This is a genomic window from Streptomyces sp. SJL17-4, assembly GCF_036826855.1.
Classification (GTDB): domain Bacteria; phylum Actinomycetota; class Actinomycetes; order Streptomycetales; family Streptomycetaceae; genus Streptomyces.
The window spans coordinates 7,723,979-7,750,642 of the sequence record NZ_CP104578.1; the positions used below are offsets into that span (position 1 = coordinate 7,723,979).

22 protein-coding genes and 1 tRNA gene are annotated in these 26,664 nt (G+C 72.3%); 14 read left to right on the forward strand and 9 right to left on the reverse strand.

The genetic code is table 11. The annotated features are described in order from the left end of the window. Window positions 1–79: 79 nt before the first annotated feature. Window positions 80–997, reverse strand: coding sequence for a S1 family peptidase (locus N5875_RS34710; RefSeq protein ID WP_318211455.1), 918 nt, complete (start codon window positions 995–997; stop codon window positions 80–82). A gap of 634 nt (window positions 998–1,631) precedes the next feature. After that, window positions 1,632–2,795 (reverse strand): serine hydrolase domain-containing protein, encoded by a 1,164-nt coding sequence (locus tag N5875_RS34715; RefSeq protein WP_338498238.1) that lies wholly within the window; start codon window positions 2,793–2,795, stop codon window positions 1,632–1,634. 242 nt (window positions 2,796–3,037) lie between these two features. On the opposite strand from N5875_RS34715, the gene N5875_RS34720 reads away from it, so the two are divergent. The 5 genes from N5875_RS34720 (at window position 3,038) to N5875_RS34740 (ending at window position 9,525) form a co-directional block, all read left to right on the forward strand. Continuing rightward, window positions 3,038–4,864 (forward strand): glycoside hydrolase family 15 protein, encoded by a 1,827-nt coding sequence (locus tag N5875_RS34720; RefSeq protein ID WP_318211457.1) that lies wholly within the window; start codon window positions 3,038–3,040, stop codon window positions 4,862–4,864. A gap of 98 nt (window positions 4,865–4,962) precedes the next feature. After that, the gene (locus N5875_RS34725) at window positions 4,963–5,553 is read left to right on the forward strand and encodes a PadR family transcriptional regulator (protein ID WP_338498240.1); all 591 of its coding nucleotides are present in this window, start codon (window positions 4,963–4,965) and stop codon (window positions 5,551–5,553) included. An 82-nt stretch (window positions 5,554–5,635) separates the two neighbouring features. Then, window positions 5,636–7,372 (forward strand): acyl-CoA dehydrogenase family protein, encoded by a 1,737-nt coding sequence (locus N5875_RS34730; RefSeq protein ID WP_338498242.1) that lies wholly within the window; start codon window positions 5,636–5,638, stop codon window positions 7,370–7,372. A 423-nt stretch (window positions 7,373–7,795) separates the two neighbouring features. Next, entirely contained in the window at window positions 7,796–9,292 is a 1,497-nt protein-coding gene (locus N5875_RS34735) for a SulP family inorganic anion transporter (RefSeq protein ID WP_318211460.1), read from the forward strand. A gap of 148 nt (window positions 9,293–9,440) precedes the next feature. Beyond that, a tRNA-Leu gene (locus N5875_RS34740) sits at window positions 9,441–9,525 on the forward strand. Window positions 9,526–9,583: 58 nt separating this feature from the next. On the opposite strand, the gene N5875_RS34745 is transcribed toward N5875_RS34740, so the two are convergent. Continuing rightward, window positions 9,584–10,333, reverse strand: a complete 750-nt coding sequence (locus N5875_RS34745) for a GntR family transcriptional regulator (RefSeq protein ID WP_338498246.1) — start codon at window positions 10,331–10,333, stop codon at window positions 9,584–9,586. A 295-nt stretch (window positions 10,334–10,628) separates the two neighbouring features. On the opposite strand from N5875_RS34745, the gene N5875_RS34750 reads away from it, so the two are divergent. The 5 genes from N5875_RS34750 to N5875_RS34770 are packed head-to-tail and all read left to right on the forward strand — an operon-like array spanning window position 10,629 to window position 15,500. Continuing rightward, complete coding sequence (locus N5875_RS34750; protein WP_318211645.1) at window positions 10,629–11,747, forward strand: extracellular solute-binding protein; 1,119 nt, start codon at window positions 10,629–10,631, stop codon at window positions 11,745–11,747. After that, on the forward strand, window positions 11,747–12,808 hold the full coding sequence (locus N5875_RS34755; RefSeq protein WP_338498249.1) for an ABC transporter permease subunit: 1,062 nt from the start codon (window positions 11,747–11,749) through the stop codon (window positions 12,806–12,808). Before N5875_RS34750 ends, N5875_RS34755 begins: the two co-directional genes overlap by 1 nt. Then, window positions 12,796–13,737 (forward strand): ABC transporter permease subunit, encoded by a 942-nt coding sequence (locus tag N5875_RS34760; RefSeq protein WP_338498251.1) that lies wholly within the window; start codon window positions 12,796–12,798, stop codon window positions 13,735–13,737. Before N5875_RS34755 ends, N5875_RS34760 begins: the two co-directional genes overlap by 13 nt. A 3-nt stretch (window positions 13,738–13,740) precedes the next feature. Next, window positions 13,741–14,832: an ABC transporter ATP-binding protein gene (locus N5875_RS34765; RefSeq protein ID WP_338498254.1), complete on the forward strand. Its 1,092-nt coding sequence runs from the start codon at window positions 13,741–13,743 to the stop codon at window positions 14,830–14,832. Further along, window positions 14,829–15,500 (forward strand): HAD family phosphatase, encoded by a 672-nt coding sequence (locus N5875_RS34770; RefSeq protein WP_338498256.1) that lies wholly within the window; start codon window positions 14,829–14,831, stop codon window positions 15,498–15,500. Before N5875_RS34765 ends, N5875_RS34770 begins: the two co-directional genes overlap by 4 nt. Window positions 15,501–15,577: 77 nt before the next feature. On the opposite strand, the gene N5875_RS34775 is transcribed toward N5875_RS34770, so the two are convergent. Beyond that, on the reverse strand, window positions 15,578–16,387 hold the full coding sequence (locus N5875_RS34775; RefSeq protein ID WP_338498257.1) for a TioE family transcriptional regulator: 810 nt from the start codon (window positions 16,385–16,387) through the stop codon (window positions 15,578–15,580). Between the two features lie 58 nt (window positions 16,388–16,445). On the opposite strand from N5875_RS34775, the gene N5875_RS34780 reads away from it, so the two are divergent. From N5875_RS34780 to N5875_RS34790, 3 genes are all read left to right on the forward strand, one after another. Then, entirely contained in the window at window positions 16,446–17,684 is a 1,239-nt protein-coding gene (locus N5875_RS34780) for an erythromycin esterase family protein (RefSeq protein WP_338498258.1), read from the forward strand. A 285-nt stretch (window positions 17,685–17,969) separates the two neighbouring features. Beyond that, a complete protein-coding gene (locus N5875_RS34785; protein WP_338499357.1) occupies window positions 17,970–19,553 on the forward strand; it encodes a TROVE domain-containing protein in 1,584 nt (527 codons plus the stop codon). Between the two features lie 63 nt (window positions 19,554–19,616). Continuing rightward, complete coding sequence (locus tag N5875_RS34790) at window positions 19,617–20,411, forward strand: alpha/beta hydrolase (RefSeq protein ID WP_318211468.1); 795 nt, start codon at window positions 19,617–19,619, stop codon at window positions 20,409–20,411. Between the two features lie 48 nt (window positions 20,412–20,459). Here N5875_RS34790 and N5875_RS34795 read toward each other — a convergent pair whose 3' ends face one another. From N5875_RS34795 to rox, 4 genes are all read right to left on the reverse strand, one after another. Further along, entirely contained in the window at window positions 20,460–21,512 is a 1,053-nt protein-coding gene (locus tag N5875_RS34795; protein ID WP_318211469.1) for a HEAT repeat domain-containing protein, read from the reverse strand. 3 nt (window positions 21,513–21,515) lie between these two features. Next, window positions 21,516–22,187 (reverse strand): HEAT repeat domain-containing protein, encoded by a 672-nt coding sequence (locus N5875_RS34800; RefSeq protein WP_338498261.1) that lies wholly within the window; start codon window positions 22,185–22,187, stop codon window positions 21,516–21,518. A 109-nt stretch (window positions 22,188–22,296) separates the two neighbouring features. Beyond that, the gene (locus tag N5875_RS34805; protein WP_338498263.1) at window positions 22,297–22,998 is read right to left on the reverse strand and encodes a 4'-phosphopantetheinyl transferase superfamily protein; all 702 of its coding nucleotides are present in this window, start codon (window positions 22,996–22,998) and stop codon (window positions 22,297–22,299) included. A gap of 99 nt (window positions 22,999–23,097) precedes the next feature. Next, complete coding sequence (gene rox / locus N5875_RS34810) at window positions 23,098–24,525, reverse strand: rifampin monooxygenase (protein WP_338498266.1); 1,428 nt, start codon at window positions 24,523–24,525, stop codon at window positions 23,098–23,100. A gap of 370 nt (window positions 24,526–24,895) precedes the next feature. Between rox and N5875_RS34815 the strand changes: the two genes are divergently transcribed. After that, on the forward strand, window positions 24,896–26,308 hold the full coding sequence (locus N5875_RS34815) for an amidase (protein WP_338498268.1): 1,413 nt from the start codon (window positions 24,896–24,898) through the stop codon (window positions 26,306–26,308). Here N5875_RS34815 and N5875_RS34820 read toward each other — a convergent pair whose 3' ends face one another. Beyond that, on the reverse strand, window positions 26,309–26,638 hold the full coding sequence (locus N5875_RS34820) for a plasmid stabilization protein (RefSeq protein ID WP_318211474.1): 330 nt from the start codon (window positions 26,636–26,638) through the stop codon (window positions 26,309–26,311). Window positions 26,639–26,664: the final 26 nt, after the last annotated feature.

Genomic DNA, 26,664 nt, shown 5'->3' on the forward strand with positions numbered 1-26,664 from the left:
ACGGCGGGCGGCGACTGCCCGGGCCGGCGGTCCCGAGGGGGGCCGCCGGCCCGGGCGCGCTGTGCGGGACCGGAGAGGGCTAGAAGACGCTCACGCCGTACGCGCTCAGCGCCTCCGTCACCGGCTGGAAGAACGTGGTGCCGCCGCTGGAGCAGTTGCCGCTGCCGCCGGAGGTGAGGCCGAGCGCGGTGGTGCCGGAGAAGAGCGCGCCGCCGCTGTCGCCGGGCTCGGCGCAGACGTTGGTCTGGATCATGCCGTAGACGATGTCGCCACCGCCGTAGTTGACGGTCGCGTTGAGGCCGGTGACCGTTCCGCCGCGCAGACCGGTGGTGCTGCCGCTGCGCTGCACCGACTGGCCGACGGAGGCGTTGCCCGCGGCGGTGATGTCGCGGTACGAGCCGTTGTAGAGGTAGACGCGGCCGTCCGCCGCCGAGGCGTTGGAGTGCCGGATGATGCCGTAGTCGTTGGTCGGGAAGCTGGTTCCGGCCCGGGTGCCGAGCACCGTGGTGTTCGACGAGTTGGTGTACCAGGTGCTGCCGATGTTGGTGCAGTGACCGGCGGTCAGGGCGTAGTAGGTGGAGCCGCTGCGGACGTTGAAGCCGAGCGAGCAGCGCCCGCCGCCCGCGTAGATGGCCTGGCCGCCCGCGATGAGCTTGTTGAACGTGCCGGGTGTCCGCTTGATCTCCAGGCTGGCGGCGCGGTCGCCGGCCGCGTCCTTGATCTTGGCGATCTCTGCGGCGGAGACGGTGGAGTCGGCGGTGAGGACGATCTTCCCGGTCGCCTGGTCGGTGTACCACGCGGTGCCGGGCACATCGGCTCCGCGTACGGCCTGGTCGGCGACGGCCAACTCGGCGGCGGTGGCCCGGCTTTCCACGGCCGTGGCGGCGGACGAGGCGGGGACGGCAAGCGCTGAGGCGGCGAGCAGGGCGGAGGCCACGGCGATCAGCCGTGCGCCCTTGGCCGCGCCGCCGAGGGGGGACAGACGCTTGAGGTTCACTGGATCCTCCGGTGGGGGGGAGTGGGGGGAACCGCTGGGTGGGCGGTCCCTTCGATGCCGAGCCGGCCGGTCCCGGGCGAGGGAGTCCGACTCGCCATGAACCTGTCAATCTCGACAGGGGAATCCTCGAATCCGTGCGGCCTGGCGGCAAGGACGCCTTTCGGCCTATCTACGCGCGTTCATGGGGGTCGAGCGTCGGGAGGTGTCCATCGAGTCGGGAGGGGCGTCGCGGCGAGAGCGACCGGGCAGGGTGCGCAAACGCTTGCGGAAATTTACTGATGGTCTTTCAGGAGCACTCTGTGGCATGCGGGTCGAGCGTGTTCGGTTCGGGGCGGGAAGCGGAAGGGTTCGTACCGATTCCCCAGCTCAGCCCCTGAGGGCCTCCCGATCCGGCGTCTCCCGTGCCGTCGCGTCCGTGGCCGGACGGGTGGAGCGCCGGACGCTCGCCGGGGGAGTGGCACCCGCACAGAGCCGACCCCGCTCTCGGCGGTGCGCCCGGGTCGTGGGCGGGCTCTTCGGTGGAGACGGGAAGGGCCTCCACGGTCTCGTGGTCCGGTCGTGGCCGCCCCTCAATGCCGGAATCGTGCTCTCCGTCCGGGTCGGCCGCGTGGCCGGTTCCCGTCGTGGCGCGACGTCAGAGCGCCGCGTACACCGCCTCGACCAGAGCCGTCTTCCGGGGGTCGTCCGCGATGTGCGGGCCCATGCGGTTCATCACGTACCCCAGGGAGACCCCGGACTCGGGGTCGGCCAGGCCGCAGGAACCACCGAAGCCGTCGTGGCCGAAGGCGCGCGGATTCGGGCCGTACGAGGCATGGGGGCCGCTGAGCCAGAGGCCGAGGGCGCACTCCGTGTCGTGGGTGAAGCCCGCGCCCAGGACCAGGTCCCGGCAGGCCCCCTGCCCCTCGCGGGCCCTCTCGGCGGCCGCCGCGGAGAGGGTCCGGTCCTCGCCGGCGGCGCCGGGCCCGGCGAGGAGGCCGTACAGCCGGGCGACCGCGCGCGCCGTCCCGTGGCCGTTGGCCGCGGGCAGCTCGGCGGCGCGCCACTCGGGGCTGTTGGCCTCGCCGGCACCCACGAGCGGGTTGGCCAGGGCGGCCTGCGCCGCGGGCTCCAACCGGGCGAAGATCGCCGCCTGTTCGCTCGCGGACGAGGTGCGGGTATGGACGAGCTCGGCGGCCCGGCCCGCTTCCTTCTCCGGCAGGCCGATCGTGAAGTCGATGCCGAGGGGCCCGGTGATCTCCTCGCGGAGGAAGGTTCCGGGCAGTCGCCCCGTGATGCGCCGGATCACCTCGCCGACGAGGAAGCCGTACGTCATGGCGTGGTAGCCGGACCGGGTGCCGGGCTCCCACCAGGGCTCCGTCGCCGCGAGTCGGGCGGTCGTCACCTCCCAGTCGTAGAACTCGGCGAGCGTGAGCGGCTCGCGCAGGCCGGACAGCCCGGCACGATGGGAGAGGAGGTGGCGTACGGGAAGCTTCTCCTTGCCCGCGGCGGCGAACTCCGGCCAGTAGGTGGCGACCGGCGCGTCCAGATCGAGCAGCCCCCGGTCCGCGAGGAGATGGGCGCAGAGCGCGGTCACACCCTTGGTCGTGGACCAGACGTTGACCACGGTGTCGCGTTCCCATGGCCGGGTGCGGGCGGCGTCCGCCCAGCCGGCCCACAGATCGACCACGGTCTCACCGTGGACCTGGACGGTGACGGCGGCCCCGAGCTCGTCCCTCGTACGGAAGTTGTCCTCGAAGGCCTCCCGAACGGCGGCGAAGCGGGGGTCGCAGTGCCCTTCGGCCGACGGGGTCTCTTGCATGACGTCCTCCAGGGAACTCGGCAGCCACTGGCGATATCACCGGCAATATCACCGGCAGCAACATACCGACCGGTCGGACAGTGAGGAAGAGGGCACACAGGGGCGCACACAAGGGCAGCCGGGGGCACGTCCGGGTTCGCCCGGTCGGTCCCTCCGCGTTGCCGAGCCGACCGGCCACCGGTTGCGTGGACCCGAGGAGTGGCACCGAAGGCCCGGAGCCGCGGGAGAAATCGAGGTCGCTCGTGCCCGAGTACCCCCCGATCGCCAACCACGGACTGATCGGCGACCTGCAGAGCGCCGCCCTGATCTCCGACGACGGCTCCGTCGACTGGTTCTGCGCGCCCCGATTCGACTCGCCGAGCATCTTCGCCTCGCTGCTCGACCAGGAGCGCGGCGGCCACTTCACCATCGCTCCCGTGCACGACGACGTCACCGTCCGCCAGCTCTACCTGCCCGACACGGCCGTCCTGATCACCAGGTTCCTCACTCCGGAGGGGGTGGGCGAGGTCGTCGACTTCATGCCGGTGAACGAGCGGCCGGACGTACCCACCGACCGGCACCGCCTGGTGCGGGCCCTGCGGGTGGTGCGCGGCAGCCTCACCTTCGACCTCGCGTGCCGGCCGCGCTTCGACTACGGGCGAGCGCCCCACACCCTCACGCTCGACGGCGCCGCCGCCACCTTCCACGGCCCCGACCTCGACGTCCACCTGCGGAGCAGCGTCCCCCTGGAAGCCGATGGGCAGGACGTCCGCGCCACCGTCACCCTCCGGCACGGCCAGACCGCCGGCATCGTCCTGGAGACCTCCGCCCCGGGAGCCGCCGCCCCCGAGCCGATCACGGAGAAGGCCCTGGAGGCGGCACTGGAGGAGACCCGCGTCTTCTGGCACGGCTGGATGCGCCGGTGCCGCTACCGGGGCCGCTGGCAGAGCATGGTCAACCGCTCGGCCATCACGCTCAAGCTGCTCATCTACGCCCCGTCCGGCGCCCCGGTCGCCGCCCCGACCATGGGGCTCCCCGAGCAGATCGGCGGCGAACGGAACTGGGACTACCGCTACACCTGGATCCGTGACGCGTCGTTCTCGGTGCGGGTCCTGCTCGACCTCGGGTACATCGAGGAGGCCGACGCCTTCCGTCGCTGGCTCGGCGACCGGGGCCGCGCCGCGCGCCCGCCCGGCGGCGAGCCGATGCAGATCATGTACCGGGTCGACGGCGATCCGCAGCTGTCCGAGGAGGTCCTGGCGCATCTGTCCGGCTACCGCGACTCCTCCCCCGTACGGGCCGGGAACGGGGCCGCCGACCAGCTTCAGCTCGACATCTACGGCGAGTTCGCCTACGCGATGACCCACTCGCCGGACCTGGCCGAACTCGCCGGCTACGAGGGATGGAAGGGGTTCGCCGCGCTGATCGACTGGCTCTGCGACCACTGGGACCGCCCCGACGAGGGGATCTGGGAGACGCGCGGCGGACGCAAGGACTTCACGTACAGCCGGATGATGTGCTGGGTGGCCCTCGACCGCGGCGTCCGCCTCGCCACCGAGTACGCCCGCCCCGCCGACCTCGCGCGCTGGACCGCGCAGCGCGACGCGATCCTCGTCCAGGTGATGGAACGAGGCTGGAACCCCGAGCGCAAGGCCTTCGTCCAGCACTACGGCAGCGAGGTGCTCGACGCGTCCCTGCTGCTCATGCCGCTCGTCGGCTTCATCTCGCCGAAGGCGCCCTCGTGGCTCGCCACCCTCGACGCCATGGATCGCGAGCTCGTCACCGACAGCCTCGTCTACCGCTACAACCCCGAGGCGTCCCCCGACGGACTGCGCGGCTCCGAGGGCACCTTCTCGCTCTGCAGCTTCCTCTACGTGGAGGCCCTCGCCCGCGCCGGCCGCCTCGACCAGGCCCGCTACGCGATGGACAAGATGCTCACGTACGCCAACCACGTCGGACTCTTCGCGGAGGAGATCGGCCGTACGGGCGAACAACTCGGCAACTTTCCCCAGGCGTTCACCCACCTCGCCCTCATCACCGCCGCGATGGCCCTCGACGAGGAACTCGACAAGGCCGCCGAGCGGAGGTGAGCCCGACGGCGCGCTCCCCGCTCGGCGCCGGGTGAGCCGCGTCTCACCCGGGCGGTCGCGCTTGCCTATGCAACGAGTTGCATAGAAGGATTCCGGGTGTGGCGATCGAACACGCGATTCTTGTGTCCCTCCTTGAGAAGCCCGGTTCCGGCTACGAGCTGGCCCGGCGCTTCGAGCGGTCCATCGGGTACTTCTGGACCGCCAGCCATCAGCAGATCTACCGCGTGCTCAAGCGGATGGAGAGCGACGGCTGGGTCGATGCGCGGGACGTGCCGCAGCACGGCCGCCCGGACAAGAAGGAGTACACCGTCGCGGACCTGGGACAGGCCGTGCTGTCCAGCTGGCTCCACGAGCCCATCGAGCCCGAGAGCATGCGGCACGACCTCGCCGTGAAGATCCGGGGCGCGGCCTTCGACGACCCCGCCGCGCTGATCCACGAGGTGGAGCGGCACCGGCGTACGCACACCGAGCGCCTCGCCCACTACCTGGCCGGCGAGGCACGCGACTTCCCGGGGCCGGGGCCGGGGCCGAGGCCGGGTCCGGAGGCGCCCGCCGCCTCCGGACCGCTCGACGCCGGCCGGGAGCTCCAGCACGTCGTCCTGCGCGGTGGCATCGCGTACGAGCGGATGACGCTCGCCTGGCTCGACGACGTCCTCGCCACCCTCCACCGGCTCGCCGCCGCGCGCTGAGAGGCGCCCTCGAACCGCCACGACCACCGCACCCCACTCCACCGCACCCCGCCGCATTCCACCGGACCGAAAGACGGAGCCCATGGCCGACTCGCTGCTGTTCAACCCGCACACCTACGACCCGGCGCACTTCGACCCCGAGACCCGGCGGCTGCTCCGCGCCACCGTCGACTGGTTCGAGGCGCGCGGCAAGCGCCGTCTGATCGAGGACTACCGCACGCGGGCCTGGCTGGGCGACTTCCTCGCCTTCTCCGCCAAGGAGGGCCTCTTCGAGACCTTCCTGACGCCGTCCGCCGAGGCCGGGGCCGACGGCTCCGACGGTGGCCAGGACAAGCGCTGGGACACCGCCCGGATCGCCGCCCTCAACGAGATCCTCGGCTTCTACGGCCTCGACTACTGGTACGCCTGGCAGGTCACCATCCTCGGCCTCGGCCCGGTCTGGCAGAGCGACAACGCCGCCGCCCGCGCCCGAGCCGCCGAACTGCTCGCCCAGGGTGAGGTGTTCGCCTTCGGTCTCTCCGAGAAGACCCACGGCGCCGACATCTACTCCACCGACATGCTCCTGGAGCCCGGGGCCGACGGCGGCTTCCGCGCCACCGGTTCCAAGTACTACATCGGCAACGGCAACGCCGCCGGACTCGTCTCCGTCTTCGGCCGCCGCACCGACGTCGAGGGCCCCGACGGTTACGTCTTCTTCGCCGCCGACAGCCGCCACCCCGCGTACCACCTCGTCAAGAACGTCGTCGACTCCTCGAAGTACGTCAGCGAGTTCCGTCTGGAGGACTACCCGGTCGCCGCCGCGGACGTCCTGCACACCGGCCGCGCCGCCTTCGACGCCGCCCTCAACACCGTCAACGTCGGCAAGTTCAACCTGTGCACCGCCTCGATCGGCATCTGCGAGCACGCGATGTACGAGGCCGTCACCCACGCCCAGAACCGCATCCTCTACGGCCGCCCCGTCACCGCCTTCCCGCACGTGCGGCGCGAGCTGGCCGACGCGTACGTCCGTCTCGTCGGCATGAAGCTGTTCAGCGACCGCGCCGTCGACTACTTCCGCTCCGCCGGTCCCGACGACCGCCGCTACCTCCTCTTCAACCCGATGACGAAGATGAAGGTGACCACGGAGGGCGAGAAGGTCATCGACCTGATGTGGGACGTCATCGCCGCCAAGGGCTTCGAGAAGGACAACTACTTCGCCCAGGCGGCGATCGAGATCCGCGGCCTCCCGAAGCTGGAGGGCACGGTCCACGTCAACCTGGCGCTGATCCTGAAGTTCATGCGGAACCACCTCCTCGCTCCGGCCGACTACGAGCCCGTGCCGACCCGGCTGGACGCGGCCGACGACACCTTCCTCTTCCGGCAGGGACCGGCCCGCGGTCTGGGGTCCGTCCGCTTCCACGACTGGCGCCCGGCGTACGACTCGTACGCGGGAGTGCCGAACGTCGCCCGTTTCCGCGAACAGGCCGACGCGCTCTGCGAGTTCGTCCGCACCGCCGCGCCCGACGAGGCGCAGAGCCGCGACCTCGACCTCCTCCTCGCCGTCGGCCAGCTCTTCGCGCTCGTCGTCCACGGCCAGTTGGTCCTGGAGCAGGCCCGCCTGACGGAACTCGACGAGGACGTCCTCGACGAGCTGTTCGCCGTGCTCGTACGGGACTTCTCCGCCCACGCGATCGAGCTGCACGGCAAGGACTCCGCCACCGAGCAGCAGCAGGCGTGGGCCTTGGGAGCCGTCCGGCGCCCGGTCGTCGACGAGGCCCGCTCGGGCCGGGTCTGGCAGCGCGTCGAGGCCCTGTCGGGCACGTACGAGATGGCCCCGTAAGGTCCCGTCGACCGGGGCCGGGTCGGGCGGGCCGGGCCGGGCCGGGCCGTGACCGCCCCGGCCCCGGTCCGTACGCGAGGGTGTGCCGGCCGCGGAGGCCCGCGGCCGGCACCCGTGGTGCCCGCGGCCGGCACCCGTGGTGCCCGCGGCCGGCGCCCGTGGTGCCCGCGGCCGGCGCCCGTGGTGCTCCCGCCATCACCCATGGTGCTCCCGCCGGCACCCGGAGTGCTCGCGGCGGACGTGGTGCTCGTGCGTGCAGCCCGTCCCCGTGACCGGCCCCGGTAGAATCGCCACCGGCGAGGGCGGCAGGCTGCGGCCCCGCCTTCGTCATGTCGGGGCCGACGGTGCCCCCGGCGTCCTTCCCCGCACGCCCCGGCCCCGTCCACCGCGGGGCGTGCCCACGCGTGACAGGTTCCCCTTCCTTTGTCCTCTTCGCCCGCCCGTGTTTCCGTCGCGCGTCTGCGTCCCGACTGGCTGACCGATCCCAAGGTCTGGCGCACCGAGGTGCTGGCCGGCCTGGTCGTCGCCCTCGCGCTGATCCCCGAGGCGATCTCCTTCTCGATCATCGCCGGGGTCGATCCCGCGATCGGCCTGTTCGCGTCCTTCACCATGGCCGTGACCATCGCGATCGTCGGCGGACGCCGGGCGATGATCTCCGCCGCGACCGGTGCCGTCGCGCTCGTCATCGCACCGCTCAACCGTGAGCACGGGCTCGGGTACCTGATCGCCGCCGTCATCCTGGCCGGCGTCATCCAGGTGGTCATGGGCGCGCTCGGGGTGGCGAAGCTGATGCGGTTCATCCCGCGCTCGGTGATGGTCGGGTTCGTGAACGCGCTGGCCGTCCTGGTCTTCATGACCCAGGTGTCCGAGCTGAGGAACGTCCCCTGGGCCGTCTATCCGCTCCTGGCGGCCGGCCTGCTCCTCATGGTGTTCCTCCCGAAGGTCACCACGGTGATCCCCGCGCCCCTGGTGTCCATCGTGGTCCTCACCGCCGTGACCGTGGCCGCCGGGATCGCCGTACCCACGGTCGGGGACAAGGGCGAGCTGCCGTCCTCCCTGCCGACGCCCGGCCTGCCGGACGTGCCGTTCACCCCGGACACGCTGATGACGATCGCGCCGTATGCCTTCGCCATGGCCCTTGTCGGTCTGATGGAGTCCCTGATGACCGCGAGGCTCGTCGACGACATCACCGACACCCGCTCCGACAAGACCCGCGAGTCCATCGGCCAGGGCATCGCCAACATCGTCACCGGCTTCTTCGGCGGCATGGGCGGCTGCGCCATGATCGGCCAGACGATGATCAACGTGAAGGTGTCGGGCGCCCGGACCCGGCTGTCCACGTTCCTCGCGGGCGCCTTTCTCATGGTGCTCTGCATCGTCTTCGGACCGGTCGTCTCCGACATCCCCATGGCCGCCCTGGTCGCCGTCATGGTGATGGTGTGTTTCGCGACCTTCGACTGGCACTCGATCGCCCCGGCGACCCTCAGGCGCATGCCCGTCGGGGAGATCGCCGTCATGGTGATCACCGTGGTGTGCGTGATCGCCACGCACAACCTCGCCGTCGGGGTGGTCGCGGGCTCGGTCACCGCCATGGTGATCTTCGCCCGACGGGTGGCCCACCACGCCGAGGTGACCGCCGTGACCGACCCCGACGGCACGACCGTGGTCTACCGGGTGACGGGCGCGCTGTTCTTCGCCTCGGCCAACGAACTCGTGGGCCGGTTCGCGTACGCCACGGACCCCGACCGGGTCGTCATCGACCTCTCGGCGGCCCACATCTGGGACGCCTCGTCCGTCGCCGTCCTCGACGCGATCGAGACGAAGTACGCGCAGCGCGGCAAGACCGTGGAGATCACCGGCCTGAACGACCCGAGCGCGGCGCTGCACGGCAGGCTCAGCGGAGAACTCGCGGGCGGCTGAGGCCGGGGGAGCAGGGACGGCCGCCACCGCCGCGGGCGGGGCGCTCGCCCCGCCCGGGGGGCGGAAACGGAGGTGAAGTGCAGGTCAGAGCCCTGATATATTCATCTTGTCGCCGCGAGTGATCACCACTCACAGCGACGCACACCTTGTCCGGGTGGCGGAATGGCAGACGCGCTAGCTTGAGGTGCTAGTGCCCTTTATCGGGCGTGGGGGTTCAAGTCCCCCCTCGGACACGACGACTCGTCGTGCGAAGTGGTGGTCGAGAGCGATCTCGGCCACCACTTCGTCGTTTCACATCAGCAGCGAGCCCGGGTCCCGCACGAGCGGCGCCGTCCCCACCGAGTTGCTCACGTTGAACGTCACACTGCCCGCACGGTAGCGGTCCTCGGTCCATTCGATCGGGCGGCCGTCCGGGTTGCTGGTCAGGTGCCGCTGGCGCAGGAGCGGGCTTCCCCTGCGGACCCCGAGGAGCCGGGCGTCGTCGCTGCCGGCGGGGACGGCGTCGATGAGGTGCTCGCCGTAGTGGGCGATGATTCCGGCCTCCTCCGCCATGCTGTCCATGATCGAGGCGCAGTCGACGGGCAGCGCCTCGACCGTGGGCGCGACCCAGCCCGCGTACGCCGTACGTTCCACCATCACGGGTTCGCCGTCCAGGAGACGCAGGCGCAGGACGTCCAGGACTCCGTCGCCCTCCGGCAGGACGAGCCGGCGTGCCTCCTCGGGCGTGGCCGTACGCCGTTCCCGGTGGAGGAAGCGACTGGTCGCCCGGTAGCCCATGACCCGTGCCCACTGGGCGAAGCTGTGGAGCTCGGCGAAGCTGTGCCGGCGCTCCCTGCGGAGGACGATGCGGCGGGCCCCCTGGCGTGAGCCGATGAGCCCTTCGGAGGTGAGCAGGGCGACGGCCTGGCGTACCGTGCCGCGCGAGGCGGCCCAGCGGGCGGCGAGGTCGCTCTCGGAGGGCAGGCGGGCTCCGACGGCGTACTCGCCGCTGAGGATCGAGCGGCGGAGTCCCTCCGCGATCTCCACGTAGAGCGCCGTCACGGCTGTCCCCCTTCTCGCGCGTGGCTGTGCACAGCTGGTCACAGCGTGTGCTGTGCAGGGGTCAGCCTAGCCTGACCGGGCGGCCCCGCGGTGAGTTCCCCGGGGGCCAAGTTCACTGCATTCACCTGGTGTTCACTGCATCCGGCTCTTCCGGGAGACGCCCGGAGCCGGTCATGTTCCGTTCACTCCGCGGACAGGATGTAAGGGCGAACTAAGGGCGGCTTGTTCAGACAAGTTCCTTCACTCGCCTCTGGGAGAACCCGTGCGCAGAACCCCCCTCCGCGGTGCCGCCGTGCTGCTCGGCGCCGCCGTCCTGACCACCGCCACCGCCTGCGGCGCCGCACCCGAGGGCGCGGCCGGGGCCGACGGCGACGGTGCGAAGGCGGCCACCGCGGCGTCGGCCAAGGACTTCGGCGGCATGGACGCCCTCGTCGAGGCGGCCAAGCGGGAAGGCGCGCTCCACGTCATCGCGCTCCCGCCGGACTGGGCCAACTACGGCGAGCTGATCAAGACCTTCGAGACCACGTACGGCATCGAGATCGAGAGCGAGAACCCGGACGCCGCCAGCGCCGACGAGATCGCCGCCGTCAAGTCCCGCAAGGGCCAGAAGCGCGCCCCCGACGTCCTCGACCTCGGCATCGCCTTCGCCCGCAGCGGCGCCGAGGAGGGCCTCTTCGCCCCGTACAAGGTCGAGGCCTGGGACAAGATCCCCGCCGCCCAGAAGGACGAGGCCGGCCGCTGGTACAACGACTACGGCGGCTACGTCTCCATCGGCTGCGACGCCAAGCGCATCCCGAACTGCCCGAAGACCTTCGCGGACCTGCTCGAGCCGGAGTACAAGGGCAAGGTCGCCCTCAACGGCAACCCGACCAAGTCCGGCTCCGCCTTCGGCGGCGTGTACGCGGCGGCCCTCGCCAACAAGGGCTCCTTCGCCGACATCCAGCCCGGCATCGACTTCTTCGGCAAGCTGAAGAAGAGCGGCAACTTCATCCCCGTCGAGTCCACCCCCGCCACGGTGGAGAAGGGCGAGACGCCCATCAGCATCGACTGGGACTACCTGAACGCCGGCTACGCCGACCAGTTCAAGGACAAGGGCGTCGACTGGCAGGTCGCCGTGCCCACCGACGGCGTCTACGCCCAGTTCTACTCGCAGGCCATCAACAAGGACGCCCCGCACCCCGCGGCCGCCCGCCTGTGGATGGAGTACCTCTACAGCGCCGAGGGTCAGAACCTCTGGCTCAAGGGGTACGCCCGCCCGGTGCTGCTCCCGGCCATGACCGCCGACGGAACCGCCGACAAGGCCTTCGTCGCCAAGCTGCCCGCCGTCACCGGCACCCCCGCCTTCCCTGCCTCCGCCGAGCTCGACAAGGCCAAGGCCACCCTCGCCGAGAAGTGGGACAAGGCCCTCTCCTGATGTCCTCCGCCTCCCCCACCCCCACCGAGGGAACCGCCCCCACCGAGGGAACCGCCCCCGCCGAGGGAACCGCCCCCGCCGAGGGAACCGCCCCCGCCGAGGGAACCGCCCCCGCCGAGGGAACCGCCCCCGCCGAGGGAACCGCCCCCGCCGCGGGAGTCACGCCCGCCGCGGGGACCGTTCCCGCCGGGGAAACCGCCGGCGGCACCCGCCGCCGGCGGCGCGGTCCGCGTACCTGGCTCGCCGCGCTCCCCCTCGTCGCCTTCACCGGGCTGTGCTTCGGCCTGCCGCTCGGCGCCCTCCTGTACGGCGCCGTGACCCGCACCGACCCCGGCACCGGCGCCACCGCCCTGACCGGCGAGCACCTGAGCCGCTCGCTCCAGGGCCCCTACCTGGGCTCCCTCCTCGGCAGCGTGCAGCTCTCCGCCCTCACGGCGCTCATCGCCTCGGTCCTCGGCGTCCTCATCGCCCAGGCCGTCGTCACCTCCCGCTCGCAGGCCCTGCGCAACGCCGTCCTGACCGCCTCCGGGGTCCTCGCCAACTTCGGCGGCGTCCCCCTCGCGTTCGCGTTCATCGCGACCGTCGGCATCTCCGGCGTCGTCACCCAGCTCGCCGACCTGAGCAGCCTCGGCTGGAACCTGTACTCGTTCACCGGCCTCGCCGTGGTCTACCTCTACTTCCTCATCCCGCTCATGGTCCTGGTGATCCTCCCCGCGCTCGACGGACTGCGCCCCCAGTGGCGTGAGGCCGCGCAGAACGCGGGCGCGGGCGGATGGCAGTACTGGCGCCACGTCGGCATCCCCGTCCTCGCGCCGTCCCTGCTCGGCGGGTTCGTCCTGCTCTTCGGCAGCGCCTTCGCCGCCCACGCCACCGCGGCGGCGCTCGTCGGCGGCTCCGTCCCCCTGGTCACGCTCAAGATCGCGGACGCCCTCTCCGGGAACGTCCTCGTCGGCCAGGAGAACGTCGCCCTCGCCCTCGGCCTCGACATGATCCTCATCGCCGGACTCGTCATGGCCGTCCACCTCCCCCTCCAGCGCAGGAGCGCCCGATGGCTGCGATGACCCCCACCGCCCGGGAGGCCGCCCCGGAACACGGCAAGGAGCCGTCCCCACCGGCCCCACCGGCCACCCCGGTGCGGCCCCGGCCACGCGTCTGGCGCGGAGTCGTCCTCGGTCTCGGCGGCGCCTACTTCCTCATCCCGCTGATCGCCTCCTTCGTCTTCACCGTGCACACGCCCGGCCAGGGCATCTCCTTCGAGGCGTACACCGCGCTGCTCGCCGCCGACGGCTTCACCGAGAGCCTGCTGCTCTCCCTCGGCCTGGCGGCCGCGACGATCGCCCTCGCCCTGCTGCTCGCCGTGCCCGCACTGGTGGCCGTACGGATCGGGGCGCCCCGGCTGCGGCCGGTCGTCGAGGTCATGTGCATGCTGCCGCTGGTGGTGCCGCCCATCGCGCTCGTCACCGGCATCAGCACCGTGCTGCGCTGGGGCCCCGACCACCTCTCGCGGACGCCGCTCTACCAGACGTTCCTCGCGGTGCAGAACGAGAGCTTCCCCTTCGTCCTGGTCCTCGCGTACACGGTGATGGCCCTGCCGTTCGTGTACCGGTCCCTCGACGCCGGACTGCGCGCCGTCGACGTCCCCACGCTCGTCGAGGCCGCGCGCAACTGCGGGGCGAACTGGCCGTACGTGATGTTCCGCGTCATCCTGCCCAACCTGCGCTCCTCGCTCGCGGGCGCCGCGTTCCTCACCCTGGCCCTGGTCCTCGGCGAGTTCACCATCGCCTCGCTGCTCGGCTTCCAGCCCTTCGCGGTGTGGATCGTCTCCATCTCCGGGGCCCACGCGAGGATGTCCGTGGCCGTGTCCCTCCTCAGCCTGGTCATCACCTGGCTGCTGCTCCTCGTCCTCTCCCGGGCCGGAACGGCGCCGACCGGCACACCCGGCACCCCCCGATCCGCCCGTACCTCCCGCACGTCGCCCAAGGAGTCCTGACCCATGTCCTCGTCCACAGCAACAGCGGAGCGGACCGAGCCGGTCGCGGTCGGCGGGGCGCGCGTCGAATTCCGGGGCCTGCGCCGCACGTTCGGCAGCACCACCGCCCTCGACGGACTCGACCTGACCGTCGAGCCCGGCGAACTCCTCGCCCTTCTCGGCCCGTCGGGCTGCGGCAAGACCACCGCGCTCCGCGTCCTCGCCGGCTTCGAGCGACCCGACGCCGGCGAAGTCCTCGTCGACGGCGCCGACATCACCCAGGTCCCGGCCAACCGCCGCGACGCGGGCATGGTCTTCCAGTCGTACAGTCTCTTCCCCAACCTCACGGCCGCCGACAACGTCGCCTTCGGCCTGCGCGTACGGAAGGTCAGGACGGCCGAACGGCGCGCCCGCGCCGCCGAACTCCTCGACCTCGTCGGCCTGCCCCAGCACGGCGACCGCTACCCGCACCAGATGTCGGGCGGCCAGCAGCAGCGCGTGGCGCTCGCCCGGGCGCTCGCCCTGCGGCCCCGCTTCCTGCTCCTCGACGAGCCGCTGTCCGCGCTCGACGCCAAGGTCAGGCTCAGCCTGCGGGAGGAGATCCGCCGCCTCCAGCTGTCGCTCGGCATCACCACCGTCTTCGTCACCCACGACCAGGAGGAGGCGCTGTCCATGGCGGACCGCGTCGCCGTCCTCAACGCCGGAAAGCTGGAGCAGTGCGCCGCCCCGGCCGAGCTCTACCGCCGCCCGGCGACCCCCTTCGTCGCCGAGTTCGTCGGCACCATGAACCGCCTCCCGGGCGTCCTGACGGACTCCGGCGAGGTCCAGGTGGCGGGCACCCGCCTGCCCGTCGACGGCGAGGCCCCGAAGCTCCGCGAGGTCGACGTCCTGGTCCGCCCCGAGAACGTCACCGTGACCGAGGCCGCCGACGGCGACGCGACCGTCGTCTCCACCTCCTTCCTCGGCTCCGTCACCCGCGTCCACCTCGACCACGCCGGTACGCGCGTCAAGGCGGACCTCTCCTCCCGGGAGGCGACCACGCTCACCCCCGGCGCCCGCGTCACCCTCGGCCTCGCCCCGCACCCCGCGCTCGTCGCGCCGAGGGCGGAGCGGTGACCGAACTCGCCGCCGTCCTCTTCGACATGGACGGCACCCTGGTCGACACCGAGGTCCTCTGGTGGGAGGCCACGGTGGAGATCGCCGCACGGATCGGCCACCGGCTGACGGACGCGGACGCCCCCGAGGTCGTCGGACGCGCCGTCAAGGACACTGCCGCCCACCTCGTCCGCGTGACGGGTACCCCGGACGCGGACGGCGTGGCGACGGCACTGACCACCGCCTTCCAGGAGCGGGTCGACCGGGGCGCGCCACTGCGCCCCGGCGCGGACCGGCTACTGGCCGAACTCGCGGCGGAAGGCGTGCCGTTCGCCCTGGTGAGCGCCTCGCCGCGGTCGGTGGTGGACTCGGTGATCGGAGGTGCGCTCGCACACGTCCCCTTCGCCTTCACCCTCTCGGCCGACGACACCGTACGGACGAAGCCGCACCCCGACCCGTACCGCGCGGCCGCCCGCCGGTTCGGCGTACCGGACGCGGCGTGCGTCGCCGTCGAGGACTCCCCGGACGGGGCCGCCTCGGCCGACGCGGCGGGCTGTACGGTCCTCGTCGTCCCCTCCATGCTGCCCGTGCCCGTGCGACCGGGCCGGATCTTCGCGGAGAGCCTGGAAGAGGTCTCGGTCGCGGGCCTGCGCCGCTACGTCGCCGACGGCGGCGGCCCGGCCGCGTAGGGCGTGGTGACGGCGACCGGTGACCGGCGGGTGCGCGGGCTCGTGGCCCGTGTCCTCCGTGGCCGGCCGCCGAGGTCTCAGTCGCGCTCGCGCAGGTACGCCTCCAGGGCGGCGGCCCCGGCCAGCATCGCCCGGCCGCGCGCGGACAGCCGATCGCGCCAGTCGCCGAGCGCGGCCTCCAGGGGCCCGAGACCGCCGGCCGCCCGCACCTGGGTGATCAGCGGGGCGATCTGCTCCAACAGATAGCCACCACGCCTGAGTTGGTGGACCAGCCGGGCGTCCCGTACGGCGGACTCGTCGTAGACGCGGTACCCGGTGAGCGGATCGCGGCGCGGGCGCACAAGGCCGGCACGCTCCCACGCCCGGAGCGTCGCCGGCCGGATGCCGAGCTTCTCCGCGAGGGGTCCGATGAACGTACCGCCGGGCGCGACGGGCACGCCGCCGGGCCCGGGGGACGTGCCGGTGGGCCGGGCATGGGACGTGCCGCTGGGCCGGGTCGTGGATGCGCCGGTGTGCCGGGCCGTGGATGCGCCGCCGGGCTCCAGGTCGCGGAGGGCGTTCTCCACGGCCCGGAGGGTCCGGCGGTCGTCGAGGAGCAGGGCGTGGCTCTCGTCGATGAGACGGAACGCCTCCTCGGCCGCGCCCTCGTTCACCGCCCGCATGATCGCCGTCGCCGTCCGGTGGCCGTGACCGGGCAGCAGCGCGAGGAAGGCGCGGAGCGCGCCCGCGTGCAGCGAGGTGTAGCCGCGGTATCCGGCGGGCGTGCGCGCGGCGGCCGAAAGGGCGCCGGCCTCCTCGTAATTGCGGATCGCCTGCGTCGACAGACCGTGCTCGCGCGCCAGGTCGACCGGCCGGAGGTGTCCCGGGCTTTGAAGGTTTCGTCCCATACTCCCGTCACCTTCGCGCAAAAGTCTCAACCGTGTCCTCAACGATACCGTTGAAGGCATGGCTACCGACATCAAGGACGTCACCCATGCCGTCGAGGCCGCCGCCGTCATGGGTCTGCTCCGGGGCAGGCCGCGGCTGCTCGCGCTGGGTGAGCCCACGCACGGCGAGGACGCGCTGCTCCACGTACGCAACGAACTGTTCCGGCAGCTCGTCGAGCAGGAGGGCTACCGGACGATCACGATCGAGAGCGACTGCATGAGGGGTCTGCTCGTGGACGACTACGTCACCACGGGCGACGGCACCCTCGACGAGGTCATGGAGCGGGGATTCAGCCACGGTTGGGGCGCGTCGGCCGCGAACCGCGAGCTCGTCCGCTGGATGCGTGCCTTCAACGACGGCCGCCCGGCCTCCGACCGGCTCCGCTTCGCGGGCTTCGACGGCCCGCTGGAGATCACCGGGGCGGAGAGCCCTCGGGCGGCCCTCACCGCACTCCACGGCCACCTCTCGGCACGGGTGGACACGGACCTGCTCGACTCCATCTGTACGGCGGAAACGCTCGACCGCCTGCTCGGCCCCGACGACCGGTGGACGAACCCCGCCGCGATGAGGGACCCGTCCCGGTCGGTGGGGCGGTCGGCCGAGGCCACGGAACTGCGCCTGCTCGCCGACGACATGGTGGGGCTGCTCGACGTACGGACACCGCACCCGGTCGCGAGGGGCCGGCGGGACGACGGGGACCGGGCGCGGCTGTACGGTCGCACCGCCACCGGCCTGCTGCGGTACCACTACTGGATGGCCGACACCTCGCCGAGCCGCATGGCGCGACTGGTGAGCCTGAGGGACCGGATGATGGCCGACAACCTCCTCGCGCTCGCCGGTGCCGACGGGGCCGTCGCCCCCGCATCCCGCGTCGACCGGTCCCCGGTACTGGTCCATGCCCACAACGGCCATCTCCAGCGGCACCGGAGCAGCATGCGGATGGGCGGCCTGCCGGTCGAATGGTGGAGCGCCGGCGCGATCGTGAGCGCCCAACTGGGCGATGAGTACGCCTTTCTGGCGACGGCCCTCGGCACGATCCGGCACCGGGGAGTGGACGTCCCACCGGCGGAAACCGTCGAAGGACTCCTGTACGCGGGCCCGGAGGAGTGCTCGGTCGTCGACGCCCGCGGTCTGGCCGCCACCCTCGGCGAGCCCCTGCCCGCGCCGCGCGCCTCCCCGTGGTTCGGTTACGCGCCGCTCGACCCGGCCCACCTGGCCGACAGCGACGGCCTGGTGTTCGTCAAGGACGTCTCCTGACCGGCGTTTAATCGGTGGTGCGCGGCAGACGGCCCGCCTACGCTGGTCCCGCGACCGCGCCCCCGATGCGCTCGGCTGCGGCTACTTCTTCCGAAAACCAAGTGACGCCGCCGCCACCTCCGATCTCGGTGGGCGTGGCGCCTCGGCCCCGGTGGACTCTTCCCGGGGCCGTCCGTTCCTTTCCTTTGGATCCGGGGGGATTCACTGCCTCGCTACACCCGACGCGTCTCGAAGATGTGGTCCGAGATGCTCGTGGCCCCGCACGTCGCGGCGGCCGCCCGCGCGATGCCCGCGCCGCAGGTCCACCAAGCGCCCGTCGCACGGCCGCTCCTCACGTACGAGGGCGGTCCGGCCTTCACCAGGGAACCCCGTGACGAGCTCTTCCTGCTGGCCGTCGGCAACTTCGTCTCGCAGCGGACCTTCTACGAGAGCGGCACGGAGCGCGACGAGCGGTACGCCCGGCTCGTCGGCGAACTCGCCGTCGAGGACCCCGAATGGACGGCCGGCCTGCTGCGCTGGCTGCGCGGCGAGGGCAACATGCGTACGGCGTCCCTGGTGGGCGCCGCCGCGTACGTACGGGCCCGGCTCGTGGCCGGGGCGTCCGACGGCCCGTCCAACCGGTCCGTGATCGACGCGGTGCTCCAGCGGGCCGACGAGCCCGGAGAACTGCTCGCCCACTGGACCACGGTGTACGGGCGGAACGTGCCGCAACCCGTGAAGCGGGGCATCGCCGACGCCGTACGCAGGCTGTACTCGTCGCGGTCCCTGCTGAAGTACGACACCGCGTCCCACGCGTTCCGCTTCGGTGACGTGCTCAACCTCGTACACGCTTCACCCGACCCGGAGAAGCCGTGGCAGGGCGGGCTCTTCCAGCACGCCCTGGACCGCCGCCACCACCCGGAGACGGCCGTCCCGCCGGCCTCCGACACCATGCTGACCGCGCACCGGGCCCTCATGGAAATGCCCGTGGACGAGCGGCGGGCCGTGGTGACCGGGCCGGACGGCAGCGCGCGGCTGGCCGCGGCCGGCCTGACCTGGGAGGCCCTGGCGGGCTGGCTCCACGGGCCGCTGGACGCCGCCGTGTGGGAGGCAGTGATCCCCTCGATGGGCCCCATGGCACTGCTGCGGAACCTGCGGAACCTCGACGCCGCGAAGATCTCGGCCGAGGCCGCCGCCCTCGTCGCCGCCCGGATCTCGGACGCCGACGAGGTCGCGAGGTCCCGGCAGTTCCCCATGCGCTACCTGGCCGCGCGCACACACGCGCCGAAGCGGCGCTGGGCGGCCGCGCTGGAACAGGCACTGGGCCACTCCCTGGCCAACGTACCGGCTCTGTCCGGCCGGACGCTGATCCTGGTGGACCGCTCGGACTCGATGTTCTGGGACACCGTCTCGGAACGCTCCACACTGACCCGGGCGGCCGCGGCGGCCGTGTTCGGCTGTGCGCTGGCCCTGCGGGCCGAACAGGCGGACCTGGTGGAGTTCGGCTGGACCAGCAAGGAGGTGCCGTTCACACCGGGCGAACCGGTGCTGGACGTGCGGAAACGCTTCCACCGGCTGGGCGGCACCCACACGACGAAAGCCCTACGAGACCACTACCGGGGCCACGACAGGGTCCTGATCGTCACCGACGAGCAGGCCGCGCCCTACCACCCCGGAGGCGCCACCGAACCGGTGCCGCCGGAGGTCCCGGTCTACACCTGGAACCTGGCGGGCTACCACCCCGCCCACGCCCCCACGGGCCCCCACCGCCACACCTTCGGCGGCCTGACGGACGCCGCCTTCCGAATGATCCCCCTCATCGAATCCGGCCTGCGGGCGACGTGGCCCTGGACGGCGCAGGACGACGAGGGAACGATCGCCGACGCCTGAGGGGTGGACCCGAGCGGTGGAGCGCTCGGGACGGATCGGCATGACACCCCCTAGCCTGGAGGCATGGCAGTGGTGCGGGTCGGTGGCGTCGACGTGGCCTATACGCGGAACGGGCGCGGGCCGCTCGTGGTGCTCGTGCACGGGGCCGGCAGCGACGGGCGGATGTGGCAGCCGCAGGTCGAAGCGCTGGCCGGCGAGTTCACGGTGGTGGCCTGGGACGAACCGGGGTCGGGGCGGTCCGGCGCCCTGCCGGCCGGCTTCGGACTCGAGGACTTCGCGCACGCGCTCGCCGCCGTGATCGAGGACGTGGGGCTCGGGCCCGCGCAGGTCGCCGGGCTGTCCTGGGGCGGGACGGTGGTCCTGGAGCTGTACCGGCGGCGGCCCGACCTGGTGCGTTCGCTGCTGATGGTCGACACGTACGCCGGCTGGAAGGGCTCGCTGCCCGCGGAGGAGGTCGCTGCGCGCGTCGAGGGGGCTCGGCGGATGTTGGCGGTGCCACGGGAGGAGTTCGACGCCACGCTGCCGGGGCTCTACGCCGCCGGTCCGCCGGAGCGCTTCACGGCGGTGCTGGACGCCATGAGCCGCGATGTCCGGCCGGAGAGCATGGCCGCGCAGCTGTCGCTGATGGCCGAGGCCGACGAGATGGACCTGCTGCCCCGGATCACGGTGCCGACCCTGCTGCTCTGGGGCGAGCTGGACGTCCGCTCGCCCCTGGAGGTCGCCTACGCCTTCCAGGACGCCATCCCGCACGCCGAGCTGGTGGTCATCCCCGGGGTGGGCCACATGAGCAACCTGGAGGCGCCGGAGGCCTTCACGGACGCGGTTCGCACGTTCTGCCGTGCACACGTCCAGGAATAGCCCTCTCGAACGCCGGTCGACCCGGTCGAGGGCGCCGGCGGCGCGTCGTCAGGAGTTCGGGACGTGACGTGGCCCTCGAGGACCCGACGCTCCCGGGCGCGGCTCCCGCAGCGTCAGGATGTACGTCGCCGTCAGTGCCACCGCGCGGTCCTCGTCGTGCGACAGCGCCTCCAGGGCGTCCGACGCCTTGTTCCCCGGGATGTCCGCCAGTGCCTGTGTCAGCCTGCGGCGCGCCGCCGCATCGACCGGGTCGTGCGCGAGGCGGGCGACGAGACCGGTGGTGATCCGGTCGGCCCGGTCGGGGCGGCTCGCCAGTGCGCTCAGCGCGTCGGCCGCGTCGACGTCGTTCGTCTCCTCCGTGACCATGTCGATGAGCGTCGGGATCGCCTCGGCCTCTCCGCGTGCCCCGAGCGCGAGCGCCGCGTGCCTGCGGACCGCGGGGTCGGTGGTCGCGAGCGCCTCGCGCAGGAGCGCGGTCGCCTCGTCGTCGGTGAGTTCGGCTACGGCCTGCACGGCACGTTCCCGTACCTCGGCCGCCGGTGAGGCGAGGCCCTCCGCGAGGAGCGCGATCACGTCGCCGTCACCCGACTGTGCCAGGGCCCATCGCAGGGCTCCGGCGACGTTCGGGTCCGTCTCGTTCAAGGCCGCCTCGACCAGCGCCTCCACCGGTACGGGGATCTCCTCGACCGAGGACAGTGCCGCGCGCTGCCGCTTGCCCGCGCTCTCCGACCCCAAGGCGTGGAGGAGTGCCACGATCTGGAGGACGTCCTCCCAGCCCGCGGGCTCGGCGGCACCGATCCGGCGCAGTCGTGTGAGCAGCACCGTCTCGGCCGCGATGCGTTCCCGCGTCCCACGGATGAGGTCCTCGACCAGCTTCGCGGGAGTGAAGCCGGGATCGTCAAGCGCGCTTCCCACGTCACGCAGCGACAGCCCCAGGGACCTCAGGCTCTCGATGTGGAAGATCCGCCGGATGTCCTCGCCGGAGTACTCCCGGTAGCCGGAGCCGGTACGGCCCGTCGGCCGCACCAGGCCCAGCGACTCGTAGTGGCGGAGCATGCGGGCGCTGACCCCGGACCGCCGTGCCACGTCGCCGATCAGCATGCGCTACCGCTCCTCCTGGCTGGTCGTTCCGAGGGCGACGACACGCTTCGCCTCCTCGATCGCGAACGCGAATCCGGCGTCCGGGTCGTGCAGCAGTCGTTCCGTGGCGAGCGCATGCTGCCGCGCGCCGGGGGAGCCGTTCCCCGTCGCGGCGCTCAGCGTCGGCAGGATCACCTCGCCGAGGCCGATCAGCGCCCTGCTGAGGCTCAGCTGCGTCTCCCGCCCGCCCCGCCCGAGCTGCGTCGCCAGCACCTCGGCCAGCTCGGCCCGCTCCTCTTCGGGTACCAGTACGCCCGCCGCCCGCCACGCGCTCCGCGCCACCTCGTCGTCGGCGTCGGACAGCAGCGCCCGCGTGATCGCCGGCCAGGCCCGACGGTCCCCGATCTTGGACAGCGTGTGCAGCGCCTGACTCCGTGCCTGCGCCCGCTCCGAGCGCACCTCGCCGAGTAGCCCCGGGAGCGTGAGGGCCGGCGGGTGCCGGGTGAGTGCCCAGGTGAGCATCTCGCGTACCTGAAAGTCGGGCTCGATCGCGCAGCGCTCGACGAGCTTGTCGACGAACCGGGGGTCGGGGGCCGTGCCGACCGCGAGCGCTGCCCGCAGTCGAACCGACGAGCTGCCGGCCTCCAGGCCCTGGAGAGCGCGCGCCGCGTCCGTGCCGTCTGTCGTCATGGTCATCGGGACCACCTCCTCGCCCGCAGTCAAGACCTTGTCATCGTGTCAAGGTCAAGCGCGGCGCCACGCCAGGCCATGCCGGGCCACGTGGCGTGACGTTGCGCGGCCGTCCCTACCGCTCCGCGACAGCCACCGCCACCGCCGCCGCGTACGCAGGAGCGACCCGTACGTCGGCGAGCGACCAGCCCGGTACGGTGGCCGGCTCAGGACCCATTCCCATGTACGTACGGTCGAGGCCCCCGGCCAGCCCTTCTCCCGTGCCCTTGAGATAGGCCTCCTTGCGCGCCCAGCACTGCGCGAACGCGGCCGGCCGGTCCTCCGCGGGCAGCCGCGCGAACTCCTCCCGCTCCCGCGGGTGCAGGCTGTCCGCCACGAGGTCCGACACCTCGGCCTCCGGGTGTTCCTCGACGTCCACGCCCACGGGCGTCGCGGCGATACCGACGAGCGCCAGGTCCCCGCTGTGCGAGAGCGAGAAGTGGAACCCACCGCCCCGCACGGCCGGCCGGCCGTGCGGACCGGCGCAGACGGGGCAGTCCTCCCTGAAGAACTCCACCTTGTCCGCCCGTACCCCCAGGTAGTGCCCGAGCAGACGCCGCAGCCCGCCGTGCGCGGCGAGGTACCGGGCCCGGTGGTCCGCCCGTATCAGGGCCTGCCACCGTCGGCGCTCCTCGGCGTCCAGAAGGGCGGGTGCGCCCGGGTCCTCCGCCAGGGGCAGCAGCCAGAGCGCCATGGTTCCGTCGGCGACGGGCGGTACGTCCGAATGCGGCGTGTCGCCGGCGCGCAACACCCGTACGGGGGTGATCTCCAGGGTCATGCCACCATTCTGCACCGGTCGCGTCCGACCGCTCGGCCGACTTCCCCGCAGAGGGCGGCCGAGCGGTCGGATGTCCTCGGGCAGCCCGCCCGTGCGCGCTCAGCCCGTGGCCGCGCCGAACCACGTCGGCAGGTGTTCGAGCAGCTCCTGCTGGTCCTCGCCGACCCAGGCCACATGGCCGTCCGGTCGCAACAGGACCGCGGGCACGTCGAGTTCGCCGCTGACCTGGACGACGTGGTCGACCCGGTCCGCCCAGCCCTCGACCGAGAGCCGGCCGGTCTGGTCGAGGAGCAGTCCGCGACCCTCGTGCATCCGCTCGTAGAGACGCCCCTGCTTCAGCTCCAGGTCACGCATCCGCTTGCCAAGGAGTTCGTTCCCCTCGCCGAAGTCGTAACGCACCGAGATCGCCGTGATCTTCTCGATGAGGTACCGGTTGACGTCCTCGAACTCCACGAGTTCCGCGAGCAGTCGGCGCACCGCCTGCGCACCGGGCTCGGTCGACATCAGCTGGATCTGGGCACGGGTGTTGTCCAGGACGTCCGTGGCCACCGGGTGCCGCTCGGCGTGGTAGCTGTCGAGAAGCCCCTCGGGCGCCCAGCCGGCGACGGCGGCGGCCAGCTTCCAGCCCAGGTTGAACGCGTCCTGGATACCGAGGTTGAGGCCCTGCCCGCCGGTCGGCGGGTGGATGTGTGCCGCGTCGCCCGCGAGGAACACCCGGTCGACCCGGTACCGCTCGGCCTGCCGGGTCGCGTCGCCGAACCGGGAGAGCCAACGCGGCGAGTGCGCACCGAAGTCCGTCCCGGCGATCGCCCGCAGCTGCTCCTTGAACTCGTCGAGCGTCGGCGCGGTCGAGCGGTCCTCGGCCACCCCCTCGGCGGGCACGACGACCCGGAAGACCCCGTCCCCCAGGGGCATGGCACCGAACCGCAGTTGGGTCTTGCGGACCTCGGTCATCACCGCGGTCAGCTCCTCCTGCGAGACGGTCAGCTCCATCTCGCCCAGCAGCGTCTCCACCCGGGACGGCTCACCGGGGAACGCGACGCCGAGCAGCTTGCGCACCGCGCTGCGGCCGCCGTCGCAGCCGACGACGTACCGCGCGCGGAGCTCCTCGCCGTCGGCCAGTTCGACGGTCACGCCGTCCGCGTCCTGGCTCAGGCCGACCACCTCGCAGCCGCGGCGGATCTCGGTTCCGACCTCGGTCGCGTGCTCGGTCAGCAGCCGCTCGGTCACCTGCTGCGGAATGGCGAGAACGTACGAATGGGCCGTGTCCATGCCCTCCGGCCAGGTCTTGCCGAGCCCCGCGAAGAAGCCTCCGACCGCGATCTGGTTCCCGAGCCCGAGGAACCGCTCCAGCAGACCGCGCTGGGCCATCACCTCGATGCTGCGCACGTGCAGCCCCTGCGCGCGCGACTGCCGGGTCGGCTCCGCCTCCTTGTCCAGTACGAGCACGTCGACGCCGTGCAGCCGCAGCTCTCCGGCCAGCATCAAGCCGGTCGGGCCGCTGCCCACCACGATCACGTCACACAAGAGAACCGCCCCGTTTCGCTAGATTGCGTCCAGCCAGCCGCCGGTCGCGGGGCACTTGGCCCCGAGAGCGTATCGATCTTGCGAAAACGTTGATTTCCGCAGGTCACTGGCTACGGCTGGAGATTCTGCACCACGACGGGGGCCTTGCCGCAAGGCCCCCTGTGCGCTATACATTGAGAGTGGCGAGGAGACGTTTCAGCTCCTTGCCTTTTTCCTTTTCTCCTTCGTGGTCAGGCGACGGGCGGCTCTCCTGAGGTCCGCGCGGGCGTCCACGCGGCGGCCGCGGTCGACTCGCCCGACCACTCGCGTGTTACTGGTTGGTAGGGCATGCTGGCGGCAACCATCCACACGGCCGGGGGCTGAGGTAGCGGTGACGACTTTCGAAGAACGGGCCACGGTGCACGCCTTCCGGGACGACGCGCTGGGCGAGCACGACGCCGTCGGGCTGGCCGCGGCGATACGGCGGGGCGAGGTCAGCGCCGCCGAGGTCGCCCGGGACGCGGCCGCGCGCGTGCGGGAGGTCGAGGACCGGCTCCACGCGGTCCAGGTGTACATCGACGCCCCCTCGTTCGCCACCGGCCCCGGCGCCTTCGCCGGAGTGCCGACCTTCGTCAAGGACAACACCGACTACCTGGGGCTGCCCACCGGTCACGGCAGCGCGGCCTTCACCCCGCGCCTCGCCCGGCGTCACGCGCCCTTCACCCGCCAGCTCCTGAGCAGCGGCGTCACGGTCCTCGGCAAGACCCGGCTGCCCGAGTTCGGATTCAGCCCCGCCACGGAGTACGAGGCCGCCGAACCGGTCCGCAACCCGTGGAACACCGGCTGCTCGGCGGGCGGTTCGTCGGGCGGCAGCGCGGCGCTCGTCGCCGCGGGCGCGGTGCCGATCGCCCACGCCAACGACGGCGGCGGGTCGATCCGCATCCCCGCCGCCTGCTGCGGTCTTGTCGGCCTCAAGCCGACCCGCGGCCGGGTCGTGACGAACCCGCAGAGCCGCCAACTCCCCCTGGACATCGTCTCCGACGGCATCGTGAGCCGTTCGGTACGGGACACCGCCGCGTTCCTCGCCGCCGCCGAGACCCACTGGCGGAACCCGAAGCTGCCGCCCCTCGGTCTGGTCGAGGGACCGTCCGAACGGCGCCTGCGCGTCGGGTTCCTGATCGACTCACCGAACGGTGTCCACGCCGACCCCGCGACCCGGGCGGCCGTCATGGACACCGTCGCGACGCTCGAACGGCTCGGCCACACCGTGGAGCCGGTCGAACTCCGCCTCGACCCGCGGTTCACCGACGACTTCCTCACGTACTGGGGCATGCTGTCGTTCCTCATCGGCGTCACGGGCCGGACCTTCGGTCCGGACTTCGACCGGCACCGGATGGACGGCCTCAGCCGGGGACTGCGCGAGGACTACGTGAAGAGCTGGCGGCGCACGCCGGGCGTGCTGCGGAGGCTGAAGCGGACGAGGGAGGCGTACGCGGCGGCGTTCCGCGGACTCGACCTCGTCCTCACCCCCGTACTGGCGCACACCACGCCGCGGATCGGTCACCTCAGTCCGACCGTGCCGTACGCGACGCTGGTCGAGCGGATCCTCGCGTACGTCGCCTTCACACCGGTCAACAACGTCGTCGGGACGCCGTCGATCTCGGTCCCCGCGGCGAGCGCCACGGAGGACGGGCTGCCCATCGGCGTCATGTTCTCCGGCCGCCCCGGCAGCGAACGGACGCTGCTGGACGTCGCGTACGCGCTGGAGGCGGACCGCCCGTTCCGGCGTATCCAGGACGTCTGATCAGCCGTCGCCGCCGAGGGCGCGCAACAGCTGTGCCTTGTTCATCTTCGAGCGGCCGTCGATATGACGGCGCTTGGCCTCTTCGTAGAGCTGGTCGTACGTGCGCCCCTGGGCGCCGCTGTGAGAGCGCCGGCCACCGCGCTCGCCGGACGACATGTCCTCCCGGGACAGCCGGCTCGACGTCTCGGCCTCGCCGTGCCGGGCCCGTTCCTTGTTCACGGTGCGGGCGGCGATCTCCTTGGCGCGCTTCTCGCTCTCGCCGCGCTCCTCCGCGCTCTCCTTGATGTGCTCGTACTGCCGTTCCCGCTTCGGGCTGGATCCGCGAGGCATGACGTGCTCCTTCCCGCCTGCGCCGA